General features: G+C 65.6%; 11 protein-coding genes. 6 read left to right on the plus strand and 5 right to left on the minus strand.

Going from position 1 to position 11,800, the window contains the following annotated elements; translation table 11 throughout:
- Nucleotides 1–101: 101 nt before the first annotated feature.
- Together AC5Y21_RS02945 and AC5Y21_RS02950 are read left to right on the plus strand one after the other, a co-directional pair.
- Complete coding sequence (locus AC5Y21_RS02945; RefSeq protein WP_499909248.1) at nt 102–278, plus strand: hypothetical protein; 177 nt, start codon at nt 102–104, stop codon at nt 276–278.
- Nucleotides 279–430: 152 nt separating this feature from the next.
- Nucleotides 431–700, plus strand: coding sequence for a WhiB family transcriptional regulator (locus AC5Y21_RS02950; RefSeq protein WP_499909250.1), 270 nt, complete (start codon nt 431–433; stop codon nt 698–700).
- Between the two features lie 24 nt (nt 701–724).
- Here AC5Y21_RS02950 and AC5Y21_RS02955 read toward each other — a convergent pair whose 3' ends face one another.
- The gene (locus AC5Y21_RS02955; RefSeq protein WP_499909252.1) at nt 725–2,068 is read right to left on the minus strand and encodes a macrolide-binding ATPase MABP-1; all 1,344 of its coding nucleotides are present in this window, start codon (nt 2,066–2,068) and stop codon (nt 725–727) included.
- A gap of 158 nt (nt 2,069–2,226) precedes the next feature.
- Here AC5Y21_RS02955 and AC5Y21_RS02960 point away from each other — a divergent pair, with 158 nt between their 5' ends.
- Nucleotides 2,227–2,400 carry a hypothetical protein gene (locus tag AC5Y21_RS02960; protein ID WP_499909254.1) on the plus strand — a complete coding sequence of 58 codons (174 nt, stop codon included), beginning with the start codon at nt 2,227–2,229 and terminating at the stop codon, nt 2,398–2,400.
- 20 nt (nt 2,401–2,420) lie between these two features.
- On the opposite strand, the gene AC5Y21_RS02965 is transcribed toward AC5Y21_RS02960, so the two are convergent.
- Together AC5Y21_RS02965 and AC5Y21_RS02970 are read right to left on the minus strand one after the other, a co-directional pair.
- Complete coding sequence (locus AC5Y21_RS02965; RefSeq protein ID WP_499909256.1) at nt 2,421–3,290, minus strand: cyclodehydratase; 870 nt, start codon at nt 3,288–3,290, stop codon at nt 2,421–2,423.
- Nucleotides 3,291–3,328: 38 nt separating this feature from the next.
- Nucleotides 3,329–4,738, minus strand: a complete 1,410-nt coding sequence (locus tag AC5Y21_RS02970; RefSeq protein WP_499909258.1) for a zinc-dependent metalloprotease — start codon at nt 4,736–4,738, stop codon at nt 3,329–3,331.
- A 78-nt stretch (nt 4,739–4,816) separates the two neighbouring features.
- Here AC5Y21_RS02970 and AC5Y21_RS02975 point away from each other — a divergent pair, with 78 nt between their 5' ends.
- Together AC5Y21_RS02975 and AC5Y21_RS02980 are read left to right on the plus strand one after the other, a co-directional pair.
- Nucleotides 4,817–5,839, plus strand: coding sequence for a YlbL family protein (locus AC5Y21_RS02975; RefSeq protein ID WP_499909260.1), 1,023 nt, complete (start codon nt 4,817–4,819; stop codon nt 5,837–5,839).
- 96 nt (nt 5,840–5,935) lie between these two features.
- Entirely contained in the window at nt 5,936–8,920 is a 2,985-nt protein-coding gene (locus tag AC5Y21_RS02980; protein ID WP_499909262.1) for a UPF0182 family protein, read from the plus strand.
- 73 nt (nt 8,921–8,993) lie between these two features.
- Here the strand turns inward: AC5Y21_RS02980 and AC5Y21_RS02985 are convergent, their stop codons facing one another.
- Nucleotides 8,994–10,007 carry a TIGR03617 family F420-dependent LLM class oxidoreductase gene (locus tag AC5Y21_RS02985; RefSeq protein WP_499909264.1) on the minus strand — a complete coding sequence of 338 codons (1,014 nt, stop codon included), beginning with the start codon at nt 10,005–10,007 and terminating at the stop codon, nt 8,994–8,996.
- A gap of 46 nt (nt 10,008–10,053) precedes the next feature.
- Nucleotides 10,054–11,016 (minus strand): GlxA family transcriptional regulator, encoded by a 963-nt coding sequence (locus AC5Y21_RS02990; protein WP_499909266.1) that lies wholly within the window; start codon nt 11,014–11,016, stop codon nt 10,054–10,056.
- A 112-nt stretch (nt 11,017–11,128) separates the two neighbouring features.
- On the opposite strand from AC5Y21_RS02990, the gene AC5Y21_RS02995 reads away from it, so the two are divergent.
- Nucleotides 11,129–11,797: an HD domain-containing protein gene (locus tag AC5Y21_RS02995; RefSeq protein ID WP_499909267.1), complete on the plus strand. Its 669-nt coding sequence runs from the start codon at nt 11,129–11,131 to the stop codon at nt 11,795–11,797.
- The last annotated feature ends 3 nt before the right edge of the window (nt 11,798–11,800 follow it).

Here is an 11,800-nt window from a genome sequence, read left to right on the forward strand (position 1 = left end):
GGTCAGAAAATCGGTTGTCACTGGCCGCCGCTACCGTCTACCCTCGAAAACGGCGTCTGCTGGTCTGAAGCTGGCCTGGAGCATGAGAGGAGGTGGCCACGATGATCAATTCCACGATCAACACGAATGCGTTCGGTGTAGGCGTGGCTGCCCCGGTATCTACTTCGTGGGCCGCGAAAACCGCCCATGCCGCCCGCACCGCCGCCGTGGTGGCGGCCGCGGGTAAGCACCGTGTCGCCGCCGCGACCGACGAGTCCGTGAATCGGGGTAATACGTAGGCGCTACGTAACCAGCCCGATCTCTCGCCAAATGGCCACGGACCCGAAGTCACAAGGATCCGTGGCCACAGTTTTGGGTTAGCACCCACCCAACCTGGTCCGGATCACCTCAAGAAGGACGGCCACCAGACCAGGAAGCAGGTGAAGAGGACATGTCGGCACTGACAGTCCCCAGACGGACGCTGCCAGAGTTGCCGTGTCATGTCGGCGATCCCGACCTGTGGTTCGCCGAAACCCCATCCGACCTGGAGCGTGCCAAGACGCTGTGCGCCAGCTGCCCGATCCGTCGCCAGTGCCTAGCCGCGGCGCTGGATCGGGCCGAACCCTGGGGCGTGTGGGGCGGCGAGATCCTCGAAAGAGGCTCGGTCGTGAGCCGCAAACGTCCGCGCGGCCGGCCGCGTAAAGAGGACGTCGCCGCCTAGACCGCGGCGCTGAAGGGCCCAGCGCTAGACGACAGCGGAATCGGGCTCGGCGAAACCGGGAATCAGCTCCTCCGACAGCTGCTTGATCGGCACGTGCGCATCCAGCTGGCACAGGATCGCGGCCACCGACGCGATCACCCGCATCGGGATTGCGAGCTTGGGCGGCAGGTCCATTTGTCGCGCCGTCTTGATCTGCGTCACCGACCGGTCGATCTGACTGACCGTCATCCTCTGCAGCCACTTGCGGGTGTAGTGGAACACCTCGACCTCGACGGGTTCCACATATTGGCGCAGCATTTCGTCGATATCGCGAACCGACACCTGCTGGCCCTGCTGGATGAACCCGACCTTTTCCATCGTCGGCAACAGCAGGTCGTAGTTCTTCTCCCGGGCCAGACGAATGGTCATCCCGAGCTCGATGGGATAGCCCCCGGGCAGCGGCGCCACGGCACCGAAGTCGATGACGGCCATACGGCCGTCGGGCAGCAGCATGAAGTTCCCTGGGTGGGCGTCGCCGTGCAGCATCTCCAGCCTGCGCGGCGCGTCGAAAGTGAGCTCGAGCAGCCGAAAACCGATCAAGTCACGCTGTTCGGTGGTCCCGTCACGGATGATCTCGGCCATGTGTATGCCGTCGATCCACTCCTGGATCACCACCTTCGGCGCGCTGGCGACCACGTGTGGCACCGCGAAGTGGGGGTGGCCCTCGTAGGCCTTGGCGAAAGCGCGCTGGTTGTCGGCCTCCAGCCGGTAGTCGAGTTCCATCTCGGTGCGCTCGATCAGCTCGTCGACAACACCCTGAATGTCGGCACCGGGGGCGAGCTGCTTGAACACCCCGACCAGCCGCTGCATGGTCTTCAGGTCGGCCCGCAGCGCTTCGTCGGCGCCCGGGTACTGGATCTTGACGGCCACTTCGCGGCCATCGGCCCACACCGCTTTGTGCACCTGCCCGATGCTGGCCGAGGCCACCGGCGTGTCGTCGAATGAACTGAACCGGTCCCGCCATTTGGTGCCCAGCTGTCCGTCGAGCACCCGGTGCACCTTGTGGGCTGGCATCGGCGGGGCGTCCTTCTGCAGTTTGGTCAGCGCTTCGCGGTAGGGCTCGCCGAACTGCTCGGGAATCGCGGCTTCCATCACCGACAGCGCCTGGCCGACCTTCATCGCCCCGCCCTTGAGCTCACCCAGGACGGTGAACAACTGGTTGGCCGCCTTCTCGATCAGTTCGGCGTTGACCTCGTCTTTTGACTTGCCGGTCAGGCGCTTTCCGAACCCGAGAGCGGCCCGGCCGGCTATGCCGACCGGAATGCTGGCCAGCTTCGCGTTGCGGGCAGCACGGCCGCGTTTGATCTCTGACACACACCCATCATCCATGACGACCAGTGCGGAATGCCCGCTAGTGCGGCGAGCAGACGCGAAAGCCCCCGCACACTCGGCGTGTCGGGTGCGTTCGCGTCTGCTCGCCGCAACCTCGCCGCATCTTCGCCGCACGGGGCAGGACAGCGGTGCGCGCAGCCAATAGGTTGTCAACCATGTCAGCCAAGCAAACGCAGCACGAGGCCGCCGACGCCCTCTTCAGGGCGATCATCGAAACGCTGGACCGGCATCGCAACGAGGGCACTTTGACCGAGATCGTGCTGGACGACCTGGCCAGAGCGTATTCGTCGATCTCGTCGAACGTCCCCGAGCAGGGACGCGTGGGTTGACCCGCGGTTCCGCGTCCGCGTCAGCATGAGCACAACGGGTGTCTGGTCCACCGCCGCGCAACGATGGAGCCGGCGTTGAGGTCGAACTCCAATGTGGCGTTCAGCGCCGGCGGCGGTCCGGGATCGGGCACCGCTTGCTGTCCCCGCACCGCGGCGATCACCCGATTCACCTGGCTGAGCGCCAGCGCCGCGGTCGCCAGCAGGGTCGCGCGGTCGGCCACCCCCACGGTGTCGCGCAATTGCGCGGCGATGGCCGGCCAGGCGGCGTCGCGATCGCTGCGATGCAAATCCGCGCACCCCAGGCAGCTGGTCTGGCCCGGTATGACCAGCGGCCCTACCAGGCCGGTGCCGTCACGCACTCGCACGGGAAGATGCGGAACGCCTTGGCCGTGCAGGTCGCGGACCATGCGCGGGTCGGTGACGAGGTAGTCGGCCAACACCACCAAATCCGCCGCGGCACCCGTCACCGCGGCGTGCGGTTGGCTGGTGTGCGTAATTCGGGCCCCGGAGCAGCGCAGCGTCTCCACCAGCAGATCCGACAGCGGCCCGCGGCCATGTACCCGGATCGAGGCCGACCTGCCGCGGGCCTGCCGGCCACTCGGGGTTCCCTGGCTGGCGACGCCCGCGCCGACCAGCTGCGCGACCAGGCTGGTCAGACCGTCGGTGTGCACTGCGCCGCGGTTGCCGGCCCGCCGCTGCAGCTCGGCTATCGCTATCGGTGACCGCATGGACCGCAGCAGCGTGGCCAACTCCGGCGCTGTCAAGCCGCGCGGTGGACGGACCAGCACCGCGCGGCGTGGATCCCAGCCCACCTGCACAGCGCCGTCGGGTCGCAGCAGTACCGGCATCGCCGGGTTCAGCGCGTACAGCGAGGGCACCGACCGCGGCATGACTTGAGACTGTGCCACGCCAGGCGCATTCACCCCGCTCAGCTATCCACAGCGCCGCCGGCGTCGGGATTGTTGCGGTCGCTGTCGCGCTCGAGTTCGGCGATCGCCTCGTCGATACCGCTGGTGTCGCCGCCGATGATCCGGTCGATGAACGCCGCCGGATCGTCGAGGTCTTCCGCGGTGGGCAGCAGATCCGGGTGTTGCCAGACCGCGTCGCGGGCGTCCGGGCCGGCGGCCTGCGTCAGCCGATCCCACAGCTCGGCGGCTTCGCGCAGCTTGCGCGGCCGCAGCTCCAGCCCGACCAGCGTCGCGAACGTCTGCTCGGCCGGGCCGCCACTGGCGCGGCGCCGACGCAGCGTCTCGCTGAGTGCGGCCGCGCCCGGGATCCGGTCGCCCAGTGCCGCAGTCACCACCACCTGCACCCATCCCTCGATCAGCGCAAGCAGCGTCTCGAGCCGTTCCAGAGCCTGCGTCTGCGCAGGCGTTGCTTTGGGCTCGAAAACCCCCTGACCCAGCAGTTGCTCTATCGCGGCGGGATCGGTCAGTGACGCTGGATCGAAGTCGCGTGCCAGCTCTTCGATCCCGCTCATGTCGATCTTCATGCCTTTGGCGTAAGCCTCAACGGCGCCCAGCAACTGACTGGCCAGCCAGGGCACATGGCTGAACAGCCGGTGATGCGCGGCCTCGCGGGCGGCCAGGAACGTCAGGACCTCGCTACGCGGTCGTTCGAGTCCCGAGGCGAACGACTCGACGGCCTCCGGCAGTACCGCCGCAATACCCTTGGGGCCCAGCGGCAGACCGATTTCAGTCGAGGTCAACACCTCGCGGGACAGCCGGGCCAGCGCCTGGCCCAGCTGCGAGCCGAAAGCCATCCCGCCCATTTGCGACATCATCGACAGCAGCGGCCCGGCCATGCTCTTGGCCTCGTCGGGCAACGACGACGCCCACACGGTGGAAATCTGTTCGGCCATCGGATCGCACAGCCGTTTCCAGGTATCCAGGGTGTTGTCGACCCAATCGCTGGGGCTCCACCCCGCCGCCGTCGTGGTGCCCGCCGGCAGTGCGGTGGCCCCGTCCAGCCAGGTCTCGGCGAGGCGGACCGCGTCGTCGACCGCCGACTTGGTGGTGGCGGAAATGGGTGCGACGAACCCGATCGAGCTGGTGGCGACTCGTCGCGCCAAGTCGTAGTTGACCGGTCCCGAGGCCTGCCCCCCGGCCATCACGGTGCCGGCGTTGCTGAACATCTGTCCCAGCTGGGTGAAGATCTGCCCCAGGTCGCCCATGCCGAAGTCGCCACTGATGCCGAACGCGGCCAGTGGGTCTTGCGCACCTGAACCGGAATCCGGGTTTTTCTGCCGGTGTTCTTCGCGCCCCGATTCGTCTTTTGACGAGTCGTCCCCGGAGGAGAAGCCGAAAGGCGGGTCAGCCATAACGTCAACGGTACTCAAGGGCTGCTCGGAAAGCGCGATCTCGGGTCATGCTCGTAGCTGAACGGCCGCTCGCGGGCTCCGTCTAGTGTTAGCGGCGTGAACAGGCGGATTCTGACCTTGATCGTCGCGCTGGTGCCGATTGTCGTCTTCGGCGCCTTGCTCGCGGTGGTGACGGTGCCGTTTGTGTCGCTGGGTCCGGGCCCCACCTTCGACACACTCGGCGAGGTCGACGGCAAGCAGGTAGTCCACATCGAAGGCACCCAAACCCACCCGACCTCCGGCCACCTGAACATGACGACGGTGTCTCAGCGCGACGACCTGAGACTCGGCGAAGCCCTGACCTTATGGCTCTCGGGAGATGAACAGCTTGTTCCCCGCGACATCGTCTACCCGCCGGGCAAATCGCGTGAGGAAGTCGACAAGGCCAACAACGCCGATTTCAAGCAGTCCGAGGACAGCGCCGCCTACGCCGCTCTGGGGTATCTGAAGTATCCGTCCGCGGTAACCGTCGCCAAGATCACCGACCCCAGTCCATCCGCGGGCAAGTTGAAAACCGGAGACGCCATAGACATGGTCGACGGCACCCCGGTCTCCAACGTCGAGCAGTTCACCGCGTTGCTGAAGAAGACCAAGCCCGGCCAGGTGGTGACGATCGACTACCGACGCAAGAACGAGCCGGCCGGGGTCGCACAGATCACCCTGGGCACCAACAAGGACCGCGACTACGGCTTCATGGGTGTCTCGGTGCTCGATGCGCCGTGGGCGCCGTTCGTGGTCGACTTCAACCTCGCAAACATCGGCGGGCCCTCGGCCGGACTGATGTTCAGCCTGGCCGTCGTCGACAAGCTCACCACCGGTGAGCTGGCCGGATCCATGTTCGTCGCGGGGACCGGCACCATAACGGCCGACGGCAAGGTCGGCCAGATCGGCGGCATCACGCACAAGATGGTCGCCGCCCGCGCCGCCGGTGCCACGGTGTTTCTCGTGCCCGCAAAGAATTGCAACGAGGCCGCTTCGGACAACCGGACCGGTCTGCGCCTGGTGAAGGTGGAAACCCTCAGCCAGGCGGTGGACGCGCTGCACGCGATCACGTCCGGCGGCCAGCCCCCTAGTTGCTAACTCGGCCACGACGCAGACCGTGCGGCGATGCGTAGAGTTGTGACCGTCTGGAAAATCTCGGGCAACCGGCCACGGAAAGAGCAGGGAGCGTAGCTAGTGGGAATGCGGCCTGCCGCACGGATGCCGAAACTGACTCGGCGTAGCCGGATTCTGATCGTGATGGCGCTCGGCGTGATCGTGTTGCTGCTGGCCGGTCCGCGACTGATCGACGCGTACGTGGACTGGCTGTGGTTCGGTGAACTTGGCTACCGCTCGGTGTTCACCACCGTGCTGGTGACTCGGCTGGTGGTGTTCCTGGTGGCCGGTCTGCTGGTGGGCGGCATCGTCTTCGCCGGGCTCGCGGTGGCCTACCGCACCCGGCCGGTTTTCGTCCCGAGCAACGAGAACGATCCGGTGGCGCGGTACCGCACCGTGGTGCTGTCCCGGCTGCGCCTGGTGGGCATCGGAACCCCGGCGGCGATCGGCCTGCTCGCCGGCATCATCGCGCAGAGCTACTGGGTTCGGATCCAGCTGTTCCTGCACGGCGGCAACTTCGGCATCAGAGATCCGCAGTTCGGCAAGGACCTCGGTTTCTACGCGTTCGAGCTGCCGTTCTACCGGCTGGTGCTCAGCTACATATTCGTGGCGGTGTTCCTGGCGTTCGTGGCGAACCTGTTGGCGCACTACATCTTCGGCGGCATCCGGTTGTCGGGGCGGACCGGCGCGCTGAGCCGCTCTGCGCGTATCCAGTTGGTCGCCCTGGTCGGTGTGCTGGTGCTGCTCAAGGCCGTCGCGTATTGGCTGGACCGCTATGAGCTGCTGTCGCACACCCGTGGCGGCAAGCCCTTCACCGGTGCTGGGTACACCGACATCAATGCCGTACTGCCGGCCAAGCTGATCCTGATGGCAATCGCGCTGATTTGCGCTGCGGCGGTATTCTCTGCGATTACTCTGCGGGACTTGCGGATTCCCGCGATCGGCCTGGTGCTGTTGCTGCTCTCGTCGCTGATCGTGGGTGCCGGCTGGCCATTGGTGGTCGAGCAGCTCATCGCCAAGCCCGATGCTGTGCGCAAGGAAAGCGAATACATCAGCAGAAGCATCACCGCGACGCGACAGGCCTACGGCCTGACCGACGACGTGGTGAGCTACCGCAATTACAGCGGCGACGCACCGGCAACGCCTCAGCAGGTCGCCGCCGACCGCGCCACCACCTCGAACATCCGGCTGCTCGACCCGACGATCGTCAGTCAGGCGTTCACCCAATTCCAGCGGGGCAAGAACTTCTATTACTTCCCCGAGCAGCTGTCCATCGACCGCTACCTCGATCCGAAAGGGGCATTGCGCGACTATGTCGTGGCGGCCCGGGAACTCAACCCGGACCGGTTGATCGACAACCAGCGGGACTGGATCAACCGGCACACCGTGTACACGCACGGCAACGGATTCGTGGCGTCACCGGCCAACACGGTGCGCGGTATCGCTAACGACCCGAATCAGAATGGCGGTTACCCCCAGTTCCTCGTCAACGTCGTCGGGGCCAACGGCGGTGTGGTGTCCGACGGACCGGCGCCGCTGGACCAGCCGCGCATCTACTTCGGTCCGGTGATCTCCAATACCGCCGCCGACTACGCGATCGTCGGCAAGAACGGCGATGACCGCGAATACGACTACGAAACCAACACCGACACCAAGAGGTACACCTACGGCGGGGCCGGTGGCGTCCCGATCGGCAGTTGGATATCCCGCAGCGTTTTCGCCGCGAAGTTCGCGGAGCGAAACTTCTTGTTCTCCAGCGTAATTGGCTCTAACAGCAGGATCTTGTTCAACCGCGACCCCGCGCAGCGGGTGGAGGCGGTGGCGCCGTGGCTGACCGCTGACAGTGCCGTCTACCCGGCGATCGTCAACAAGCGACTTGTCTGGATCATCGACGGGTACACCACGCTGGACAACTATCCCTACTCCGAACTCACCTCGCTGTCGTCGGCGACCGCGGATTCCACCGAGGTGCAGTTCAACCGGCTGGCCCCCGACAAGCAGGTCTCCTACATCCGCAACTCGGTGAAGGCCACGGTCGACGCCTACGACGGGACGGTCACGCTCTACCAGCAAGACGAACAAGACCCGGTGCTCAAAGCCTGGATGAGCGTCTTCCCCGGAACGGTCAAACCGAAGAGCGACATCACGCCTGAGCTCGCCGCGCATTTGCGCTATCCCGAAGATATGTTCAAGGTGCAGCGGATGCTGCTGGGCAAGTATCACGTACCACCCGACCGCCCGGGGACGTTCTTCAACTCGTCGGATTTCTGGGACGTGCCGTTGGATCCGAATCCGACCGCCAGCAGCTATCAGCCTCCCTATTACATCGTCGCGAAAAACATTCTGAAGAACGACAATTCGCCGTCTTATCAGCTGACCAGTGCGATGAACAGGTTCAAGCAAGACTTCCTGGCCGCCTACATCAGCGCCAGCTGCGATCCGGCGACATACGGGAAGCTCACGGTGCTGACGATCCCGGGCAATGTCAACGGTCCGAAGCTGGCCAACAACGCCATCACCACCGACACCGCGGTGTCGCAGGACCTCGGTGTGATCGGGCGCGACAACCAGAATCGAATCAAGTGGGGCAACCTGCTCACACTGCCGGTGGCCCAGGGCGGGTTGTTGTACGTCGAACCCGTGTATGCCTCCCCGGGCAGCAGCGACGTCGCCTCGTCGTATCCGCGCCTGATCCGGGTCGCGATGATGTACAACGACAAGATCGGGTACGGGCCCACCGTCGGGGAGGCCCTCGACAGATTGTTCGGGTCAGGAGCAGGCGCCGCGGCGACTGGAATCGAACCTACCGAGGGCGCGCCGCCAAAGCCGCCGGCGAATGCCCCAGTGCCGGCTGCTGGACCGGGACCGCCCGCCGCGCCGTCGGCGGTGCCGCCGGCTCCCGACGGGACGACTACCTTGTCTGCGGCCAAAGCCGCTGCGCTGCAAGAGATTCAGGCTGCCATCGGTGCGGCGCGGGACGCGCAGAAGAAGGGCGACTTCGGTGCTTACGGGGCGGCACTGCAGCGGCTCGACGAGGCGATCACCAAGTTCAACGAGACGAAGTAGTCGTGTCGCGAGCGTGCGTGGTTGCACGCCGACACGCCGTAAGTCGTGACAATCTGCGCACGCTCGTTGCGTGCTAAGCCTGCAGTTGACGGGCGACCTCGCCGTACCTTTCAAAGCGCTCGTGATCGCCCAGGGCGTTGTAGAGCACGAGACGCGTTGCGACGCCGGCGTACTTGTCGGTCAGCGCGTCGGCCAAGCCGTCCCAGGTCGACTCGGTGACGAACACGGAGATGTGTTCGTCGGTGATCTGCGCCGCCATGCCCGCGAAGTCCCCGGCCTTCTGCTTCTCCCGAAGCCGCGCGGTGGTCCCCTCGAAACCGGCGTCATCGAAGATGAACGCATAGTTGGGTGTGCTGCCGTAGAAGCTCAGGCTGGCCCGCACCAACTCTCGTTCCTTGGCACGCTCTTCGTCGCTGTCACCGACGATCGTCATCACCGGAACGATCACGGCGATGTCCGACGCGGAGCGTCCTGTTTTCGCCGCACCCTCGGCAATGTTCGGCCCGACGTGACGGGTGAGATAGCCGGGCTCGCCGAGCGGGTGGACATGCACGCCGTCGGCCACTTCGCCCGCCATCCGCAACATCCACGGATTCACCGCTGCGATATCGACTTTGGGGTCGGGCGCGTCGATGGGCCCCGCGCTCCATTGCGGGGTAATGAAGTCGAGGTTGTAGAACTCGCCGTGGTGATCAAGCTTGCCGGTTCGGAAAGCGGCGAAACACGCCTTTACGGCACGGACATAGTCGCGCAGCCTCGGACCCGGGCGCTCGAATGCCACGCCGTATCTCCGCACCACGTGGGTGCGCACCTGCGTGCCGAGGCCGAGCCGGAATTTCCCGCCGCTTGCTTCCTGCAGCTCCCACGCCGCAGCCGCGGTGACGAAGGGGCTGCGCGGAAATGCCACCGCGACCCCGGTGGAGAGCTCGAGGCCCGGTGCGGCCTGCGAGGCCACGGCGGCGTTCAGATAGGCCGTGCGGCCGGTTTCGGTGAACAGCAGGCCGGCAAAACCTGCGTCCTGGGTTTGACGGGCCAGATCGCCAATCTTGCTCAGCGGCTGTGGAACCGCCATCACGTCGATGTGCACGGCGCAACAGTACGCTTGGAGTCCACGTGCCGGCGCAGTGCGTGCATCAGCCGCGAGATGCGGTGCGGAATCTTTCCCGGTAGGCCTTCGGCGAGACGCCGAGGTGGTCGACGAATACCCGTCGCAGACTTTCGGGACTGCCGAACCCGGCCACGCGCGCGGTCTCGGCGACGGTGCGGCCCGCGTCGAGCGCAGCGCGGGCGGCATCGATGCGCACCATTTCGACATAGCGGGCCGGTGTCGTCCCGAGTTCGGACTGGAATAGCCGGGTCAGCTGGCGCGTGCTCAACGATGCCCGCGCGGCAAGGCTTTTGACGCTGTGGTTAGCCGCCGGGTCGGCCGAGATTGCGTCCGTGGCTTTTCGCAGGGCAGACTGCGGCGGCGGGTCGGCCTCGACCAGCACCGAGAATTGCGATTGACCACCCGCGCGTTTGAGATAGACCACCAACCACCGGGCCACATTGCGAACCAGGTCGGTGCCGTAGTCCATTTCGACCAATGCCAGCGCCAGGTCGATGCCTGACGAAATCCCGGCCGAGGTGAAAATATCGCCGTCGCGGACGAAAATCGCGTCCGGCTCGACAGCGATGTCGGGAAAAGCCCGGGCGAACCTCCGGGGATCATGCCAGTGCGTGGTGGCACGCCGGCCGTTGAGCAGGCCGGCCTGCGCCAGGATGAACGACCCCGTGCATATCGAGGCCAGCCGCCGGGTCCGCCCCGCGACTGACTTGATCGCCTCGACGAGATCAGGATCAATCGCTCGTCGGGGCAGGTTGTCGCTTCCGGCGACCATGACGGTGTCGGCGCGCTCGATTGACGAAATCGAGTCCGTGACACCCAACCGGGTGCCGAGTGAGGTTGTGACGTCGCGCCCGTCCACTGATGCGATCTTGAGCCGGTAGTCGGCGCCGAAGCGGTTGGCTTCGGCGAAGACCTCACCCGCTCCTGCGACATCCAGCATCGTCACGTCGTCGAAGACGATGATCACCACCACCCGAGCGTCCGGCACATGCTCATTGTGCGGACCGTGTCGCAATTTGTGGGAATGACGGCTCAAACGGACAGCGGCGCCGGGCCGGTAGGCCCGCAGACTTTAAGTCGTACCCGCAAAGGAGATGATCATGACCACTGCGCCGATTGAAACGAGTGAGACCATCGAAACCATCGCCGGCATCGTCATACCCGACACCCCGCTCGTTCGTGGGGTCACCGACTTCATTCGCGAAGCCGAAGACGAATTGCTCTTCCACCACTCCCGGCGGGTGTTTCTGTTCGGCGCCCTGCAGGGCCGCCGCCTCGGGTTGCACACAGATCCGGAGCTGCTTTACGTGGCAGCGATGTTTCACGACATCGGTCTCACGCCCCGCTACCGCACGTCCACGCGGCGCTTCGAGGTCGACGGCGCCGACGCGGCCCGGAACTTCCTGCTGGAACGCGGCTTCGACAAAGCCGACGCCGACAAGGTGTGGCTGGGCATCGCCCTACACACGACACCCGAGGTACCGGCTTACCTCGAACCCGAAATCGCGTTGCTTTCAGCCGGTGTCCAGACCGACGTGGTAGGCATCGGCCGCGACGAGCTTTCGCCCGACGATCTTGCCGCGGTCACCGCCGCCCATCCGCGTCCGGACTTCAAGAATCGCATCCTCGCGGCCTTCGACCAAGGTATGAGGCATCGCCCGCAAAGCACCTACGGCACCATGAACGCCGACGTATTGCAGCGCTTCGACCCCACATTCAAGCGCGACGACTTCGTCGACGTAATCCTCAACAGCGGCTGGCCCGAATAGCTG

This window comes from Mycobacterium sp. NGS41 (assembly GCF_059812725.1).

Bases quoted from the DNA above. Each gene is read 5' to 3' on its own strand.
- AC5Y21_RS02945 (WP_499909248.1), top strand. From the start codon at position 102: ATGATCAATTCCACGATCAACACGAATGCGTTCGGTGTAGGCGTGGCT.
- AC5Y21_RS02950 (WP_499909250.1), top strand. From the start codon at position 431: ATGTCGGCACTGACAGTCCCCAGACGGACGCTGCCAGAGTTGCCGTGT.
- AC5Y21_RS02955 (WP_499909252.1), bottom strand. From the start codon at position 2,068: ATGGATGATGGGTGTGTGTCAGAGATCAAACGCGGCCGTGCTGCCCGC.
- AC5Y21_RS02960 (WP_499909254.1), top strand. From the start codon at position 2,227: ATGTCAGCCAAGCAAACGCAGCACGAGGCCGCCGACGCCCTCTTCAGG.
- AC5Y21_RS02965 (WP_499909256.1), bottom strand. From the start codon at position 3,290: ATGCCGCGGTCGGTGCCCTCGCTGTACGCGCTGAACCCGGCGATGCCG.
- AC5Y21_RS02995 (WP_499909267.1), top strand. From the start codon at position 11,129: ATGACCACTGCGCCGATTGAAACGAGTGAGACCATCGAAACCATCGCC.